The following is a 19,201-nucleotide window of genomic DNA, read 5'->3' on the forward strand; positions in this document are numbered from 1 at the left end:
AGAATAAAAAAATGACAAAAATGGACACTTTGTGGATGAAAATACGTGAATTTTAATGAATATGAATCAGCAAGTTACATAACACAACAATAGTAAGACTTGAGAGTTATTAAACTATAATCGCAGGCGAAATTAGGCAAATGTATCGATGAAGATGAATAAGCAACACAATTCAGTTCCACACCTCAAAATAAAACTAAATAACAAGAAAATCTTACAACGTAGTTTTGTTGTTGGTGGTTTGCTTGCGTGTTCGTCTGTTTATGCTTTAGATGATCAGTTTAATGATGCTTTACGTGCTGCGAATGCGGGGAATACCGCATTGCTCGATCAGTACCAATATGAGATGCAAAATGATGTTTTGGGTTACTACCCAGAATATTGGAAATTGAATAGTAATCTTGGGTTTCAGCCAGCATCTTCAATTATCAATTTTGCGCAACGTTATCCAAAGTCTGCAATGGCTGAAAAGTTAGCAGCAGATTATGTTGAAGAAAAGGTAAAACAAGCCAACTTTAGTGAGGCAAAACCTGTCCTCAGTTATGTAACGAACCCTGATCAGGACGAAAGTTGTGCTGTGGCACAGGTTCGAGCTCAAACTGGGGATAGTTTGGTTTATGCAGAATATAAGGATATTTGGTTGGCAACAAATACCCAACCTGAATCATGCAATGGTTTGGGGCGTATGATGTTATCAAGCCCCTTAATGACTGCTCAAGATCGCCAACAACGCTTGTGGGGACAACTTAGAGCTGGTCAGTCGGGGCAAGCAATCGCAACTGCACAAACTATGGGTTTAAGTTTATCTCTGGCCCAGTTTAATCAAATTCAATCTAATCCTCTCGCGTACCTATGGAGTGCGCCAAAAGCCAATGACGCGGATTACGCCTATTTAATTTTTGCGTTAGGTCGCGTAGCAGATAGTGATTTAACTAATGCTTTAGGCAATGTGCAACGTGTTGCTCAAGATTTACCAAGTCCAGTACAAAAATATTTGTATCGTACTATCGGCTATGTTGGTGGTACAACTGTAATGAAAAATGGTTTTAATCGTGAAGTATTAAATGCATTTGATAAGAGTTATGGTTATCCATTTAGTCCTGAAGAAGCTGAAATTTATGCGCGTCAAGCGGTGCGATTTGGTGCATGGGAAAGTGTAATTCGTGCAGTAGACTCAATGTCGGTCACACAAAAACAAGAAGATCGTTGGCAATATTGGTTGGCTCGCGCATCAGAGCAAAGAAATGACAAAGACTCGAAGTTAGCAGCTCAACAAATTTATCGCAAACTAGCGCAAGCTGGTGATGATTATCACAACTTGCTTGCTAAAGATCGTTTAGGTCAGCGATACAATCATCAACCTTATAATGAACAACCAAGCGCACAAGATATTCAGCGTTTAAACCAAAATATTCACTTTAGACGTGCATTCGCTTTACGTGATATTAATGCTCCTGCCAATTATACCAATAGAGAATGGAACTGGGCTGTCAGACAGGCTTATCTACAAAAAGACGATGGTTTATTATTGGCGGCTGCTAAGCGCGCACATGATATGGGCTGGTATGATCGAGCAATTTATGCGGCTGATCGAACCAGCACTCGACACAATGATACCTACCGTTTTGCAACGCCGCATCGTAGTAATGTGACTAGTCATAGTTACAATGCTGGTATTGATCCAGCTTGGGCGTATGGTTTAATGCGCCAAGAAAGTCGATTCGTGACCACAGCGAGGTCGCATGTCGGGGCTGGTGGTTTGATGCAGATCATGCCAAACACGGCCAAATTGATTGCTCGACAAATGGGAGAAACCTATAACCCTGCGGCATTGAGTGAAATGAACACGAATATTCGATATGGGACATTTTATCTTTCGATGATTCATGGTCAATTGAGCGGAAATGCAGTGCTTGCGACAGCGGGTTATAATGCTGGTCCAAATCGTGCACGTCGTTGGCAACCTGATTTTCAACCAATTTCGGCTGATCAATACACTGAGTCAATTCCTTTATTAGAAACACGTGACTATGTAAAACATGTCATGACCAATGCAACACACTATGGGGTAGTCTTAGGGCAGGGACCTCAATCTCTGGAAAAACGTATGAGTATTATTCCTGTACGTAATGAACCTTAACGCATGGCATCGTTGAACTTGAGATAATGAAGTTTTTGTATTTGATGAAATCAATGTGCTTGATGAAGGAATCAATGTTTAGGGCTATACAGATACTAATCTGTTATTTAGCTCTTTCATTTGCTGTTCCATTATATGCAGCGGACAAAGCTGATATTGCTGGATATGTGATGCATGTCCAAATGACACCTGCTGTCTGTTCCTTTGATTCTTCACGTCAAAAACAACGTAAATGTTTAGAGGGTTATTCTCTGACGATCTCAAGTTTATTGCCAGAAGTTCCTGTTGGTCGAGACTGTCAAACAAAATCATCGGCTAAATTATCCCCTCTACAAGCAAAAGTGGTTGCACGTGTAATGCCAGATGAAAATGCACGGGTACAACTTTGGCAAAATGTCGGCGGCTGTGTGCCAATGAATGCGAGTCAATATTTCAGAACGATTATTAATTTTGCGGAACGGTTAAAAATACCTGCTGATTTGACTAGCCCTAATACGATTGAAGTACAAAAAGAAAATTTAAGGCAGCAATTCACTAAACTAAATCCTTCTCTACCACCCAATGGAATTCGATTTACTTGCCAAGCATCCAAATTTGACTCTATTTTGACTGAGATTCGAGTGTGCTATCAGAAAAACGGTCAGTACAAACAGTGTTCGAGTCATGTGGTCACAGGATGTCCAAGTGAATTTACAATTAAAGGAAGTTATTAAGCTTTTTTTCTGAATTAATTTGTATTTTCTATCAGACTTTTGTTGAAATCCATTCTCTTTTACATGCATCTGCGTTCGCTTTAGAGTACAATCTTTGCCGTTTATGATAATTCGGTTGAATAACAAAAGAATTCAATCGTGCTAACGCATCTCATTGGAGAATATCACATGAAGCAACCCGTTCGTGTTGCCGTTACAGGCGCTGCAGGTCAAATTGGTTATAGCTTATTATTCCGTATCGCTAGCGGTGAAATGTTAGGTAAAGATCAACCTGTAATTTTACAATTGCTTGAAGTTCCTTTTGAGAAAGCTCAACAAGCGCTTAAAGGCGTAATGATGGAACTTGATGACTGTGCTTTCCCATTATTGGCAGGCATGATCGGGACTGATGATCCAGAAGTTGCATTTAAAGATGCTGACTATGCGTTATTAGTAGGTTCACGTCCACGTGGTCCTGGTATGGAACGTGCTGACTTATTGAAAGTAAATGGCGAGATCTTCATTGGTCAAGGTCAAGCTTTAAATAAAGTTGCTAGCCGTGATGTTAAAGTATTAGTTGTTGGTAACCCAGCAAATACAAATGCTTACATCGCAATGAAATCTGCTCCAGATCTTCCAGCGAAAAACTTCACAGCTATGTTGCGTCTTGACCACAACCGTGCATTAACTCAACTTGCTCAAAAAGCTGGCGTTGCAGTTTCTGACATCGAGAACATGACTGTTTGGGGTAACCACTCTCCAACTATGTATGCTGACTACCGTTTTGCAACTGCAAATGGCGTAAGCTTAAAAGACAAAATCAACGATGCTGAATGGAATAAAGATGTATTCCTTCCAACAGTTGGTAAACGTGGTGCTGCGATCATCGAAGCACGTGGTTTGTCTTCTGCTGCTTCTGCTGCAAACGCTGCAATTGACCATATGCGTGATTGGGCGTTAGGTACAAATGGCAAATGGGTAACTATGGGTATTCCTTCTGACGGTTCTTATGGAATTCCTGAAGGTGTAATGTTTGGTTTCCCTGTAACAACTGAAAACGGTGAATACAAAATCGTTCAAGGTTTAGAAATTGATGAATTCAGCCGTGACCGTATCAACTTCACTCTTAACGAGTTAGAAGAAGAACGTGCAGCGATTGCTGACATGGTTAAATAATTTGTCATTTTGATAAATTATGAAAAGCACTCTCTTATAGAGTGCTTTTTTATTTTAAGAAACAAAATACAACAAGAAAATATAGAGATATGCCTGCAAGTTAATACAGTTTATTGTTAGATTATTTACTAGATGGGTTTTACCTAAGGAGAAGAAAAAATGTTTGAACAACAACCAACACTTGAACTTTTATTTGAACAATTGGGGCTTGATGCAGATGAAGTTTCGATGGAAAACTTTATTAAAACTCATCAATTGAGTGCTAGCCAGAAATTACACGAAGCTGATTTTTGGAGTGCTGGGCAACGAGACTTTCTTAAGAGTCATTGGGATAAAGATGATGAATGGGCTATCGTGATAGATGAGTTGAATCAGCAACTACATGTGGATAGTACAACTTAATAAAAAAGCTCACATCAGTGAGCTTTTTTATGGATTAAATTTATGAACCAGTCTTCTTGGCGGGCTTGATTAAAAGCTGGATGTGCATGTAATAACTGCAAGTCGTGATCTACACATGCCACATATTTTTTTAACCAATGTCGAGTCATCGCAAACTCTTCTTTACTTGCAGATGCATAAGCCAAAAAGAAGTAAATATCTAGATGATCGTAGTGAGCGAGAGGTTTTAGGATTTGTTGCGTGATAATCGCAAAACGTTGTTCTTTGGTTAGCTCAAAATAAATCATATAAGCTTTGGCTAAATGCAACGAGAGGTCAAGATAAAGGCTTAATGGCATTTCCTCAAATTCAATCCGAGCTTGCTCAAGTAGCACGATGGCTTCTTGCAAGAAATGCAATTGTTCTTGACGGACATGACTGAGTACAACCAATTGCAGACGTAAGTCAGCTCTTTCTAAAGCAAGTTCAGGTGTATTTTCACTTAAATAGAGTTGGTCTGTTTCACCAATTCGATTTACTACATGTTTCGTTTCATTTGACATCAGTTTATCCAAAACCTTGATCTATGCATGCATATATAAGGCTTTATTTTGCAATTTAAAGGTTTAGGCATTCCAAAGCGAATTTCCACTGCGTAACCATGCTGTAATTGATAGACGTTGCTGTTTTGAAAGCAACACTTCATGTAGTAAATCACTTTGGAAGATAGCAAGCCGATTAGGCAATGGTTCAATGGTATGCCATTGTTCATTTTTATCTTGCAAGCGTAACTGACCGCCAAAGTCTTCTTGCCACTGTTCATGTAAATAAAAAACAGTTGAAATCATGCGATCATTCTTTTTCTGAGGATTATCTCGATGTAATGCATAAAACTCACCTGCGTTGTAACAGGCAAAATGAGCCTCTACTTCTTTGATTCCCAAATAAAACGCTTGATTTAATAACTGAGACAAGTTTTTTAATGCATTAATATGTTGTTGTGCGATCGGTAATTGTTCATCAATCCATAAGATATGATCGCTACGTATATGACTCACAATACCATTTTGGATACCTGCGGCTCTAAACTCAGCAAGATGTGAACTGCATTCGTTTACGAGAGAGTCTACATATGCAGCAGGATAAACATTATCTATAACGGCAAAACCTGATTCATTTAAATCATCCAAAACTTTATCTAAATCCCAGGATTCAGGGAGAGAACTTTGCTGCATATATTTCCAATAGAGCTTGATGAAGAGGCAGTATGATCTTAGCCGATCACATCAACGCTAAAGAATACTTTTTTCATTCGTGATAAACTACCCTTTGAATTGAGGAATAATTGTCAACATGAATTACCGTCACCATTTCCATGCGGGTAACTTTGCCGATGTTATGAAGCATGTACTTTTGCTTCAACTGCTCGCTCGTTTAAATGCTAAAGATAAACCTTATAGATATATAGATACCCATGGCGGTGCAGGTAAATATGATTTATCTACGTCTGAAGCACAAAAATCAGGTGAGTTTTTAACGGGTATCCATCGTTTGGTCAAGCTTGACGATTCGATTAAACGTAATGCACCTGAAGGCGTAAAACAATATCTTAAAATTGTTGAAGATATGCGTGCAGGTTCAGGTAAGGGCGCTTATCCAGGTTCACCTTGGTTTGCGCTTGAAGGCATGCGTGATATTGATAAAGCAACTATATTTGAAATGCAGCGTGATGTGTTTCAACAATTGTATTTTAATATTCGTGATAAACGTGCGGGCTTACATGAGCGTGATTTTTATGAAGGTTTGATGGGTGTCATTCCGCCTAAAGAAAAACGTGGATTGGTCATGATTGACCCACCATACGAAATCGAACGTAAAGATTTCCCTCAGTTAGTTGAGCTGTTACAAGCTGCACATAAAAAATGGCCGACAGGTGTTTTTGCTGTGTGGTATCCAATTAAAGATCGCGCGATGATTGACCGTTTTGAGAAGAAAATGTTTAAGACTGGTATTCGTCGTCAGTTGGTATGTGAAATTTGTGTATGGCCTGATGATACGCCAGTTGGATTAAATGGTTGTGGTTTATTGGTGATTAACCCACCTTGGAAATTTTCAGAAGATGCTGATCAGGCATTACAATGGTTGTTCCCTCATTTACGCATGAGTGAAAATGGGGGTCATGCTGCAGTGCGTTGGTTGGTGGGTGAATAAGCCCATCAATGTCAAACTATTCTCGAGGAATTGAAAATAATGACAAATTCTCCTAAGTCAGATTCTGATTTGAAGAAAGAAGAGCTTTCTTTTGATGGGATCACCTTTGAAGTCGAAGAAGAAGAACAAACGCATGAAGGGCAAAAAGTTAAAAGACGCGGCATTTATTTATGGCCAAATCTGATTACAACAGCGGCTTTACTTTCAGGTTTTTATTCGATCATCGCTAGTATGAATGGTAATTTCACTCAAGCTATTTATGCGATTTTCTTAGCAGCATTGTTAGATGGTTTGGATGGTCGAGTTGCTCGTGCAATCGGAGCACAAAGTGCTTTTGGTGAACAGTATGATTCACTTTCGGATTTATTAGCCTTCGGTGTAGCTCCAGCTATTTTGATGTACAGTTGGAGCCTCAATGATTTGGGTCGAATTGGTCTAGCTTGTTGTTTTATTTACACAGCCTGTGCAGCATTTCGACTTGCACGCTTCAATGTACAAATCGGTGTTGTGGATAAACGTTACTTTATAGGAATAGCAAGTCCATTAGCTGCTGTAACTGTTATTTCAATAGTATGGGTGAGTCAAGATTATCCTCTGGTATTTGATTTAAATGACATCACAATACAAATCATCAACGCCGTGATTATGGTTTCGATTGGTTTGCTTATGATTTCAAATATCAAATACTATTCATTTAAACAAATGGATCGCAAACGTGTTCCTTTTGTAGTTTTGTTGCCTGTAGTCTTGATTTTTGCTGCAATCACCTACAATATTCCTGTAGGGATACTTGTTGTATGTATCATCTATGTGTTGTCTGGTTTTGTAACGACACTATTAGCTAAAAAAAATGATTCCAAAATAACAATCTAAATAAAAGGAGGTTCGGCATGCCATTGTTGATGAATAATAGTCAATTAAAGCAGCTGAACCTCAACAAGTCAGATGCTTTAACTTTTTACCCACCCAAAGGTTTATTTAAAATTGTTTATCAAGGTTTGATTCTACCGAATCTACCTGCACCTTTTCATTATGTGAATTTCATTAGTTTGATCGGGCAACCTCGTATTCCCATTTGTTATAATCCAAGTGCAATTTCCACAACTGCGATCGATACAGCTACAGTTTTGGTAAGCAGTAGCTTATCAACAGTTGGACATCTAAAAAGTTATAGTGCAAAAGAACAGTGTCAATTTGAGACTGATTCTTATCAGTTTTTAGATGTTGATCAAATTCATGTTGATTTTCCAAACTATTACTTCAAACGAAATGACAATGAATTTAGCTGTGATTTAAGGGTAAATATCTGTTCTGAAATAGAAAATCATACAGCATTGCACTGGGGCGTGGCTGACTACTGGTATGTACAATGTCAGTGCGTTGGGGAAATTGTTTATAAAAATCAAAAATATTTGATTGAGACCAAAGGTATTTTAAAACATGCAAGGGCGGTATATTTACCTTTTATTGCTTTTCACTTTTTTACATATCAAATCATTCATATTAATGAAGAAATTCAAGTCATCCTTTCAGAATTGCGCAACCAATGGAATAACGTAATTTTCTCTCGAATTGAGGTTCAAACCAGCCAACAAGGTTCGACTCTTTATGATCGAAATGTAGTTTTTGATACCCTTAGGGTATATCCAAAGATTCAAACTCCTAATGGACGTGAGATGTATCTTCCTCGTGAATTCATTTGGCAATATCAAGAAAATGAAGAAGTTATCTTTCAATTACACGGACAGAGTAGGGGCGATTATAAATTTGGTCTAGCTGCGGGTTATGTTGGTAGTTTTAGTTATGATTTATTTTGGAATAATCAGTCCTATCAAGGGAGTGGGTATTGTGAATACATCGATTGTCGACCTTTGCATTGGCAAGAAAAAAGTAAAACTGAACAAATCTTAGACCAAATTCCACATTTTCAGCCTTATTTGTGTAAAAAATAATCTATCAGTTTAAATATTAAAATAAATTCCAATAAATCACTTGCAAGCGATTAGAAATACTGTAGAATGCACATCCATCGGCGGTGATGCAGATAAAAACTTGTTGAGAAACAAGGATTTGGCTAAAGTGGTTAGATTCTTGGGTTGTTTGATAAGTTTTAAAAACATCTAAATTACCTGTTGACTTTAAAGAAATTTAGAGTAATATAGCCGACCTAGCTTGATGATGACGAATCATCGAGAAGATCATTAAGAGAATAGAAGAACAACTTGTGTGGATTTTTACTGGTTGATCAATCGAATATATTTTCATTGATTGAATGGTAGAAATTTCTCGAAGTTTATTTGAGCGAATTTTTAGTCAGAAAATTGATGAGCCAGAATTAGCACCTTGTCTTAACTAAGGTGCAAAATGATTTTAACTGAAGAGTTTGATCATGGCTCAGATTGAACGCTGGCGGCAGGCTTAACACATGCAAGTCGAGCGGAGATGAGGTGCTTGCACCTTATCTTAGCGGCGGACGGGTGAGTAATGCTTAGGAATCTGCCTATTAGTGGGGGACAACATTCCGAAAGGAATGCTAATACCGCATACGTCCTACGGGAGAAAGCAGGGGATCTTCGGACCTTGCGCTAATAGATGAGCCTAAGTCGGATTAGCTAGTTGGTGGGGTAAAGGCCTACCAAGGCGACGATCTGTAGCGGGTCTGAGAGGATGATCCGCCACACTGGGACTGAGACACGGCCCAGACTCCTACGGGAGGCAGCAGTGGGGAATATTGGACAATGGGGGGAACCCTGATCCAGCCATGCCGCGTGTGTGAAGAAGGCCTTATGGTTGTAAAGCACTTTAAGCGAGGAGGAGGCTACTGAGACTAATACTCTTGGATAGTGGACGTTACTCGCAGAATAAGCACCGGCTAACTCTGTGCCAGCAGCCGCGGTAATACAGAGGGTGCGAGCGTTAATCGGATTTACTGGGCGTAAAGCGTGCGTAGGCGGCTTTTTAAGTCGGATGTGAAATCCCCGAGCTTAACTTGGGAATTGCATTCGATACTGGGAAGCTAGAGTATGGGAGAGGATGGTAGAATTCCAGGTGTAGCGGTGAAATGCGTAGAGATCTGGAGGAATACCGATGGCGAAGGCAGCCATCTGGCCTAATACTGACGCTGAGGTACGAAAGCATGGGGAGCAAACAGGATTAGATACCCTGGTAGTCCATGCCGTAAACGATGTCTACTAGCCGTTGGGGCCTTTGAGGCTTTAGTGGCGCAGCTAACGCGATAAGTAGACCGCCTGGGGAGTACGGTCGCAAGACTAAAACTCAAATGAATTGACGGGGGCCCGCACAAGCGGTGGAGCATGTGGTTTAATTCGATGCAACGCGAAGAACCTTACCTGGCCTTGACATACTAGAAACTTTCCAGAGATGGATTGGTGCCTTCGGGAATCTAGATACAGGTGCTGCATGGCTGTCGTCAGCTCGTGTCGTGAGATGTTGGGTTAAGTCCCGCAACGAGCGCAACCCTTTTCCTTACTTGCCAGCATTTCGGATGGGAACTTTAAGGGTACTGCCAGTGACAAACTGGAGGAAGGCGGGGACGACGTCAAGTCATCATGGCCCTTACGGCCAGGGCTACACACGTGCTACAATGGTCGGTACAAAGGGTTGCTACACAGCGATGTGATGCTAATCTCAAAAAGCCGATCGTAGTCCGGATTGGAGTCTGCAACTCGACTCCATGAAGTCGGAATCGCTAGTAATCGCGGATCAGAATGCCGCGGTGAATACGTTCCCGGGCCTTGTACACACCGCCCGTCACACCATGGGAGTTTGTTGCACCAGAAGTAGGTAGTCTAACCGCAAGGAGGACGCTTACCACGGTGTGGCCGATGACTGGGGTGAAGTCGTAACAAGGTAGCCGTAGGGGAACCTGCGGCTGGATCACCTCCTTAACGAAAGATTGGTGACCGGTAAGAATCCACAACAAGTTGTTCTTCGAAGATGTATCTGAGGGTCTGTAGCTCAGTTGGTTAGAGCACACGCTTGATAAGCGTGGGGTCACAAGTTCAAGTCTTGTCAGACCCACCACTACTGACGAAGTGATGAATAATCACAAGCTGCTAGATAAAAAGATATGTCGTTCATTATGATTAAAGCTGGGGACTTAGCTTAGTTGGTAGAGCGCCTGCTTTGCACGCAGGAGGTCAGGAGTTCGACTCTCCTAGTCTCCACCAAATTCGAGGGTAAACAAAGCAACGCTTTGTCCGAGAATTTAAGCAAACAGCTATGCTGTGCGCAGGCACACATAGAACGAAGCTTGGAGCTAAAGATTACAGAACTTAGTAAGCAAATAGCTTCTTAACTTCTGTGATTTATCACAGTTTACTACGCACCGACGAGGTGGTAGTTAATCATTAACAGATTAGAAAATTGAGTCTGAAATAAATTGTTCAAACTCGATTAAATAGGAAGATAACAAGTAATTGTTAAATTAATATTTAATCTGAGAACTAGCAAAAACACTGAATCAAGCGTTTTGGTATATGAATTTAGATTGAAGCTGTATGGTGATTAAATTCACAGACAACAAACCAGTAGCAATTAAGTTTGCAACGATAACACTCACTTGTATGTGTTAACGACTGTTTGGGGTTGTATAGTCAAGTAATTAAGTGCATGTGGTGGATGCCTTGGCAGTCAGAGGCGATGAAAGACGTGATAGCCTGCGAAAAGCTCCGGGGAGGCGGCAAATATCCTTTGATCCGGAGATTTCTGAATGGGGGAACCCACCCGCTATAAGGCGGGTATCATAAACTGAATACATAGGTTTATGAAGCGAACGAGGGGAAGTGAAACATCTCAGTACCCTTAGGAAAAGAAATCAATTGAGATTCCCTTAGTAGCGGCGAGCGAACGGGGAGCAGCCCATTAAGTTATGTGTGTTTTAGTGGAACGCTCTGGGAAGTGCGAACGTAGAGGGTGATATTCCCGTACACGAAAGGGCACACATAATGATGACGAGTAGGGCGAGGCACGTGAAACCTTGTCTGAATATGGGGGGACCATCCTCCAAGGCTAAATACTCCTGACTGACCGATAGTGAACCAGTACCGTGAGGGAAAGGCGAAAAGAACCCCTGTGAGGGGAGTGAAATAGATCCTGAAACCGCATGCATACAAGCAGTGGGAGCCGACTTGTTCGGTGACTGCGTACCTTTTGTATAATGGGTCAGCGACTTATATTCAGTAGCGAGGTTAACCGAATAGGGGAGCCGTAGAGAAATCGAGTCTTAATAGGGCGTTTAGTTGCTGGGTATAGACCCGAAACCAGGCGATCTATCCATGAGCAGGTTGAAGGTTGGGTAACACTAACTGGAGGACCGAACCCACTGTCGTTGAAAAGCCAGGGGATGACTTGTGGATAGGGGTGAAAGGCTAATCAAGCCTGGTGATAGCTGGTTCTCCCCGAAAGCTATTTAGGTAGCGCCTCGGACGAATACCATTGGGGGTAGAGCACTGTTTCGGCTAGGGGGTCATCCCGACTTACCAAACCGATGCAAACTCCGAATACCAATGAGTACTATCCGGGAGACAGACTGCGGGTGCTAACGTCCGTAGTCAAGAGGAAAACAATCCAGACCGCCAGCTAAGGCCCCAAAATCATAGTTAAGTGGGAAACGATGTGGGAAGGCATAGACAGCTAGGAGGTTGGCTTAGAAGCAGCCACCCTTTAAAGAAAGCGTAATAGCTCACTAGTCGAGTCGGCCTGCGCGGAAGATGTAACGGGGCTAAAACTATGTGCCGAAGCTGCGGATTTGACATTAGTCAAGTGGTAGGGGAGCGTTCTGTAAGCCGATGAAGGTGTATTGAGAAGTATGCTGGAGGTATCAGAAGTGCGAATGCTGACGTGAGTAACGACAAAACGGGTGAAAAACCCGTTCGCTGAAAGACCAAGGGTTCCAGTCCAACGTTAATCGGGGCTGGGTGAGTCGACCCCTAAGGCGAGGCCGAGAGGCGTAGTCGATGGGAAATTGGTTAATATTCCAATACTTCTGTGTAATGCGATGAGAGGACGGAGAAGGTTAAGTCAGCCTGGCGTTGGTTGTCCAGGTGGAAGACCGTAGGCATGCATCTTAGGCAAATCCGGGGTGCTCTATGCTGAGAGTCGATAGCAAGCTGTACTTGTACAGTGAAGTGGCTGATACCATGCTTCCAGGAAAAGTCTCTAAGCTTCAGTTACACAGGAATCGTACCCGAAACCGACACAGGTGGTCAGGTCGAGTAGACCAAAGCGCTTGAGAGAACTCTGCTGAAGGAACTAGGCAAAATGGTACCGTAACTTCGGGAGAAGGTACGCTGCTGACGGTGATGGGACTTGCTCCCTGAGCGGTTGGCAGCCGCAGAAACCAGGCCGCTGCAACTGTTTATTAAAAACATAGCACTCTGCAAACACGAAAGTGGACGTATAGGGTGTGATGCCTGCCCGGTGCTGGAAGGTTAATTGATGGGGTTAGCGTAAGCGAAGCTCTTGATCGAAGCCCCAGTAAACGGCGGCCGTAACTATAACGGTCCTAAGGTAGCGAAATTCCTTGTCGGGTAAGTTCCGACCTGCACGAATGGCATAATGATGGCGGCGCTGTCTCCAGCAGAGGCTCAGTGAAATCGAAATCGCTGTGAAGATGCAGTGTACCCGCGGCTAGACGGAAAGACCCCGTGAACCTTTACTGCAGCTTGACATTGAACTTTGACCTTACTTGTGTAGGATAGGTGGGAGGCTTTGAAGTTGGAACGCTAGTTCCAATGGAGCCGTCCTTGAAATACCACCCTGGTAATGTTGAGGTTCTAACTCTGTCCCGTAATCCGGGACGAGGACCATGTCTGGTGGGTAGTTTGACTGGGGCGGTCTCCTCCTAAAGAGTAACGGAGGAGTACGAAGGTGCGCTCAGCGTGGTCGGAAATCACGCGTAGAGTATAAAGGCAAAAGCGCGCTTAACTGCGAGACCCACAAGTCGAGCAGGTACGAAAGTAGGTCTTAGTGATCCGGTGGTTCTGTATGGAAGGGCCATCGCTCAACGGATAAAAGGTACTCTGGGGATAACAGGCTGATACCGCCCAAGAGTTCATATCGACGGCGGTGTTTGGCACCTCGATGTCGGCTCATCTCATCCTGGGGCTGAAGCAGGTCCCAAGGGTATGGCTGTTCGCCATTTAAAGAGGTACGCGAGCTGGGTTTAGAACGTCGTGAGACAGTTCGGTCCCTATCTACCGTGGGCGCTGGAAATTTGAGAGGATCTGCTCCTAGTACGAGAGGACCAGAGTGGACGAACCTCTGGTGTACCGGTTGTCACGCCAGTGGCATCGCCGGGTAGCTATGTTCGGAAGGGATAACCGCTGAAAGCATCTAAGCGGGAAGCCTACCTCAAGATAAGATTTCCCTAGGAATTTATTCCTCTAAAGAGCCGTTCGAGACTAGGACGTTGATAGGTTGGGTGTGGAAGCACGGTGACGTGTGAAGCTGACCAATACTAATTGCTCGTGAGGCTTGACTATACAACACCCAAACAGTTGTTGTATTCAAGATAAATTCAATACATAACTTGATTTAGTGTACAAACTAGTTACAATACAGACCAATTATCTAATCCGTTAATAACTCTTTGGATCGTAAGTAAGGCAAACATTATTAATTAATGTGAATAAGACCCGAAAACACCACAACAGTTTGCTGGCGACAATAGCAAGAGTGAACCACCTGATCCCTTCCCGAACTCAGAAGTGAAACCTCTTCGCGCTGATGGTAGTGTGGCGTTTGCCATGTGAGAGTAAGTCATCGCCAGCTTTTAAATACTAAACACCCCCTCCGCATACGCAGAGGGGGTGTTTTTTTATTTCTTATTTGAATCAAATGCTTGTTGCAATATTTATTTATATTTAATAATCCTAATATTTATTGAACAAAATGTTGAAATTAAAAATAAAAAAATGACGGAAAAATATAAATAGAATTTTTGCCAAATAGTTCACTTTCTTTGAATATAAAAGTGGTATTACGAATTGATAAAATATATTATTTCGAGTAAATTTTTGTACAAAAGTCTTAAGTCTATTCTAAGGCTATTATATTAAATAAGATGGATATTACTGCTATGGCATATTTAAAAAATTTAAAGAAAATTGGGGTGAATACTACGGTATTGGCAACTTCCCTTGCTCTTGGTGCATGTGGAGGTGGAGGTGGATACTATGGGAATAATGATTCATCTAATAATAATCAAAATAATACAGGAGGGAATCAATCTGAGACGGATACTACAAAAGTTGCTCAAAGTTTGACTGTAACTTTACAAGATGCTGAGGGTAAAACCTTACAAACCGCTCAGGACAATAGTCAGGTTAAAGTAGCTATCAAAGTACTTAATGCTGATAAAGGTGGCATTGCAGGTAAAGATATTCGTTTAAGTATTACCGATGCTGACAAAATTGGTGTAGAAAGTACAAGCTCAAAAGTAACATCCGATGAAAATGGGGTTGCAACATTTACATTAGATATTCCTGCACTACAAGCTGCAACTGGAAAGGTACAATTAACGGCAGTTGTTGATGGGACGACCATTTCGATGCCATATACACTCAATATTCAGAAAGCAAGCGCCATTACAAGTGACTATAATTTGAGTGTTGCTCAAGGTACGGTATTAAATTTGCCAAAAGGTTCTGCTGATATTGCTGTGCAAGTCACTGACACGAATGGCGGGGTAAAACCTGGACAAACCGTTCAACTTACTTTACCAGCAGAGATGCAAGGTAAATTTGTGATTGCATCAGGTTCATCAATCAGTACAGATACCGAGGGTAAGGCAACTTTTAAAATTACTGCAAATGCAGATTTAACAACCGCAGAAATTGCGCAGTTTGTTGCAACTTCGCAGACATTAACGTTTAAGTTGATTGATGAGCATAGAGCTGAAAGACAGGCAACGGCTGCTTTAACCTTTAATGATATTTCTAAGACGGTTAGTGTCTTAGAAGTGATTACGCCAGATACTTCGATTGCTGCGAAAGCTGGTACGGCAAAAGTTCGTGTATTTGCTAAAAATAGTAATGGTGATATTTTAGCGAATACCAAAGTAAAACTGGCGGTAGAAGCTGTTGCTGCTTCTTATGGTGTTACACTGGATAAGGCGGAAGCAACAACCAATGCACAAGGTTATGCTGAATTTACATTGTCTAGTAATGCGACTCATCCTATTGCATTGGCACAACTTGGTATTCAATTAACAGCAACTTATTCTGAAAATAACCAAAATATTAAAGGTAATGCAACAGTTCAGGTTGTGACTGCTGATGAAACTGTAGACAATCAAGAAGCAATTCAACGTTTAGAAATTGCATCTTCATATAAAGTAAATGCAAAAAATGATGATGTTACCATTACAGTTAAAGCAATTGACTTTACAGGGTTCGGTGCGAAAAAAGGTAAAGTAACACTTAGCTTAAACCCAGAAGCACAATCGAATGGTGTTACTTTTGAGGGAGCAAGTACCAAAGATGTTGGTACTAATGGCATAGTCACCTTTAAATTGAAAACCAATGCCACAACAGTAAAAGCAGTTGATGCGTTGGTGAAAGCAGGAATTACAGCAACTTTTACCACAGATAATAATGTAACTAATAAAATTGATATTGCTGTAGAAGATGAAGCTGTTTCAGAAGAAAAAGTTCGATATTTGGCTTTTGAACCCATTACTCAACGTTTTGATTATACAAAATCTCAAGTGATTAAAGTAAGAGTGCAGGCAGTTGGTGAAAGTGATAGTGCGCTTAAAGGCGAATCAATTTCTTTAACTCGTACAGGTTTAATAACTCAGCAATTACAAGATTTAGGGCTAACCCCTAAAGGTAGTTCAACTAAGCAGACAGACGAAAATGGGTTTGCGGAGTTTGAATTCCAATATACTTTTGCCAATACTCAAGAACAGAAAGATTTGGTACTTAATCCAGCGGGTATTCGATTATTAGCAAAATCTACGAATGATAAAACACAAATTTTAGATTTAAAATTTAAAGAGCCATCAGCAACTACTGATGTTACTTTAGAGTCTTTGGTCATTGATACGGTAGGTTTAGCGACCTTGGCGGTGAATACACCTGTAACATTAAATGTTACAGTTAAGGCGACAGGTAGTGATGGTCAAGTTTATAAGAACCAAAAAGTTGGCTTAGGTTTAAATGAAGCTGCATTACAAAATGGGGCAAGCATTGTAGGTGGGGCATCCAAGACCACAGATGCAAATGGTAATGCTTCATTCCAAATTCAAATTACAGCTAAAAATGTAACTGAATTAGAAAATTTGATAGCGAATGGTTTAACTTTAGCTGTTAAGGGAGCTGAGACTGATATTACCGCACTTAGAAAGATTGAATTGGCTAAACCTGCTGTTGTCTATCAGGATTTGGCTAACTTTACCTTTACAAAAGTAGATGGTACTCCATTAGATACTGTTTCAGTTTTAGGTGGAGAAATACGTGTTAAAGTTGTTGCAAGAGATGCAGCGGGTAATGCGATCCCAAATACACCAATCTCGGTTGCCTTATCTTCTTTAGTTTCTAGTCGAGTGTCATTAGATGGTGTACCTGCAACTACGAATAGTAAAGGTGAAGCTGAATTTACGGTTACTGTTTCAGAAGGTAAATATGATGAGAGTTTGATCAAAAATGGCATTATCTTTGCTGTTGTTGGTACAAACTTGAATAATGGTGATCGCCTACAACAAACTAGTTCAATTGGTATCACAGCTCCAGCGAATGCGTTAAATCCGCGATTACGTGCAGATGTTAATATTGTTTCAGCAGGAAAAACTATAAAAGTATTTGCCTCTATAAAAGATGAAATGGGGATTAATACTGCTGCGGGTACGCCAATGCGATTAAACCTCAGTCAAGCAGCTCGTGATGCTGGAGTGCGATTTGCAGGTAATGTGGATACGATCAGTGTAGTAGTGGCAAAAGATGTGGATACTGCAGTTGATTTAGTGATTCCTCAAGGTTTAAGTTCTGCAACATTAAGTTCGTTTGTTGTGACGGGTACGATAAAAGATCCGAGAGGGAATGATATTCCAACAAATTTAACCTTTACTGTGGAAGATGTTGTAAATCCAAACCATTTAGTTTTTGGTGCACCAAGTAAAGCCATGTTGGATGTTAATGGTGATGAGTCTATCGTTACAGTGCAACTATTAAATGCGAGTAATCAGCCAGTTCGAAATCAAGATATAACTTTATCTGCGAATCATGCTGGATTTATTATCATTGGAAATCCTGGTAGTGGAGGGACGACAAATACGAGCTCACCTTCTACTGTTAAAACAGATTCAAATGGTAATGCTTTCTTCTCGGTTAAAGTAGATGGTACTACTGTTAATAAGGCATTATTGTTAGCGAGTCAGATTGAACTAACAGCAAGTAATACTAGTGCTAATGGTGCAGAAACAACGCAGATTACTCGGTTAAATACATTTGAGTCATTGCCACCAGCACCAGCTGCTGATCAACCAGCACGTTATTCTTTACGTATTTCGGCAAAACCAACCATGAATGTCCGTGCTGATACTGCGGAAGTAACCGCAACATTGGTCGATAGTAATGGTGGTGGTGTAGCTGACAAGTATGTGTCATTAAGCATTGAAGATTTTGCTCGGAATGGGGCAATTATAGTTGGGGCATCAGGTAAGACAACTGATGAAAATGGTCAAGCCGTATTTATGATAAGAGTTGACGAGGCTGCTCGTAGAAATTATACGGCGGCAGCATTTATAGCGGATGATTTACATTTAACGGCACACTTTAAGGAAACTGGTTATCTCGAAGCCACACAGATTACACAAGTTGATATCGTACAGGCTAGTGTACAGGCTCCAATTGCATCAATTGTGATTGGTGTAAATCCGACAGAAGTCACTTCCTCGGATGGTGGCGTTTATTACACTCGGAATATGTCTGTAAGTGTTACAGATTTTGATGGTAAGCCTTTGCCGAATCAAGTAGTCACTTTAGAGGCGACACCAACGACTTACATCAAAGGTCGTAATATTTGGAGATTAGCCCCAGTTGCAGGAGCTGCACCAGCAACGAAATGGGTATTTGCTAATGAACAATTTTTTGATTTAAGTAACCCAAATATTTATATGAGTGGTAATGTGCCTATGAATAATATGGGCACACCTGCTGATCCAAATGATGATGTACCAGCAACCACTATAACGAATGTTGCTACAAGCTGTGTAGCACCTGCGGATGGTTCTGCAATAGGTGCGAATAATACACCGACGAAAGTAGTCACGTTTGTTGGTCAGTCGGGTGTTCAGCAAAATACCTTTACCACCGATGCAAATGGTAAATTTGACTTTGCTATGCGCTATCCGAAAGTTTATGCTCAGTGGTTAAATGTGAATATTAGTGCTTCTTCTACGGTAGCATCTTTACCAAATAGAACGACTTACAGTGTGGGATTACCATCCTTAGCTGGTGACTATTCGTCTGATGGAACTTATTCTCCAAATGCAGTCAGCCCTTATGGAACAACATTCACTTGTCCATAATGCCTGAATGAAAAAAATGGAAGCTTTCGAGCTTCCATTTTTATTTGG

10 protein-coding genes, 2 tRNA genes and 3 rRNA genes are annotated in these 19,201 nt (G+C 41.2%); 13 read left to right on the forward strand and 2 right to left on the reverse strand.

Translation table 11 applies throughout. The features are described from left to right. Positions 1-148: 148 nt before the first annotated feature. From R2H34_RS02740 to R2H34_RS02755, 4 genes are all read left to right on the forward strand, one after another. On the forward strand, positions 149-2,140 hold the full coding sequence (locus tag R2H34_RS02740) for a lytic transglycosylase domain-containing protein (protein WP_004916452.1): 1,992 nt from the start codon (positions 149-151) through the stop codon (positions 2,138-2,140). Between the two features lie 26 nt (positions 2,141-2,166). Then, complete coding sequence (locus tag R2H34_RS02745) at positions 2,167-2,853, forward strand: ribonuclease I (RefSeq protein WP_171057508.1); 687 nt, start codon at positions 2,167-2,169, stop codon at positions 2,851-2,853. Positions 2,854-3,021: 168 nt separating this feature from the next. Beyond that, on the forward strand, positions 3,022-4,008 hold the full coding sequence (locus R2H34_RS02750; RefSeq protein WP_004916445.1) for a malate dehydrogenase: 987 nt from the start codon (positions 3,022-3,024) through the stop codon (positions 4,006-4,008). A gap of 159 nt (positions 4,009-4,167) precedes the next feature. Further along, positions 4,168-4,410: a DUF2789 family protein gene (locus R2H34_RS02755; protein WP_004916443.1), complete on the forward strand. Its 243-nt coding sequence runs from the start codon at positions 4,168-4,170 to the stop codon at positions 4,408-4,410. 14 nt (positions 4,411-4,424) lie between these two features. On the opposite strand, the gene R2H34_RS02760 is transcribed toward R2H34_RS02755, so the two are convergent. Beyond that, the gene (locus R2H34_RS02760) at positions 4,425-4,952 is read right to left on the reverse strand and encodes a hypothetical protein (RefSeq protein WP_004916442.1); all 528 of its coding nucleotides are present in this window, start codon (positions 4,950-4,952) and stop codon (positions 4,425-4,427) included. A gap of 63 nt (positions 4,953-5,015) precedes the next feature. After that, positions 5,016-5,624, reverse strand: a complete 609-nt coding sequence (locus R2H34_RS02765) for a 2OG-Fe(II) oxygenase (RefSeq protein ID WP_042890917.1) — start codon at positions 5,622-5,624, stop codon at positions 5,016-5,018. A gap of 118 nt (positions 5,625-5,742) precedes the next feature. On the opposite strand from R2H34_RS02765, the gene R2H34_RS02770 reads away from it, so the two are divergent. From R2H34_RS02770 to R2H34_RS02810, 9 genes are all read left to right on the forward strand, one after another. Then, on the forward strand, positions 5,743-6,600 hold the full coding sequence (locus R2H34_RS02770; RefSeq protein WP_004916432.1) for a 23S rRNA (adenine(2030)-N(6))-methyltransferase RlmJ: 858 nt from the start codon (positions 5,743-5,745) through the stop codon (positions 6,598-6,600). 39 nt (positions 6,601-6,639) lie between these two features. Continuing rightward, the gene (pssA, locus tag R2H34_RS02775) at positions 6,640-7,473 is read left to right on the forward strand and encodes a CDP-diacylglycerol--serine O-phosphatidyltransferase (RefSeq protein WP_042890919.1); all 834 of its coding nucleotides are present in this window, start codon (positions 6,640-6,642) and stop codon (positions 7,471-7,473) included. 17 nt (positions 7,474-7,490) lie between these two features. Further along, entirely contained in the window at positions 7,491-8,552 is a 1,062-nt protein-coding gene (locus R2H34_RS02780) for a DUF6670 family protein (RefSeq protein WP_039047591.1), read from the forward strand. Positions 8,553-8,971: 419 nt separating this feature from the next. Continuing rightward, positions 8,972-10,508: ribosomal RNA gene (locus tag R2H34_RS02785) — 16S ribosomal RNA — on the forward strand. A 59-nt stretch (positions 10,509-10,567) separates the two neighbouring features. Next, a tRNA-Ile gene (locus R2H34_RS02790) sits at positions 10,568-10,644 on the forward strand. A 70-nt stretch (positions 10,645-10,714) separates the two neighbouring features. Continuing rightward, positions 10,715-10,790, forward strand: a tRNA-Ala gene (locus R2H34_RS02795). A 424-nt stretch (positions 10,791-11,214) separates the two neighbouring features. After that, positions 11,215-14,105, forward strand: a 23S ribosomal RNA gene (locus tag R2H34_RS02800). A gap of 174 nt (positions 14,106-14,279) precedes the next feature. Continuing rightward, positions 14,280-14,394, forward strand: a 5S ribosomal RNA gene (gene rrf / locus R2H34_RS02805). The 16S, 23S and 5S rRNA genes sit together here with 2 tRNA genes alongside, the layout of an rRNA operon. A 307-nt stretch (positions 14,395-14,701) precedes the next feature. After that, positions 14,702-19,153: a hypothetical protein gene (locus R2H34_RS02810; RefSeq protein ID WP_318342408.1), complete on the forward strand. Its 4,452-nt coding sequence runs from the start codon at positions 14,702-14,704 to the stop codon at positions 19,151-19,153. Positions 19,154-19,201 lie beyond the last annotated feature (48 nt).

It is taken from the genome of Acinetobacter sp. 16 (assembly GCF_033439925.1).
Classification (GTDB): domain Bacteria; phylum Pseudomonadota; class Gammaproteobacteria; order Pseudomonadales; family Moraxellaceae; genus Acinetobacter; species Acinetobacter junii.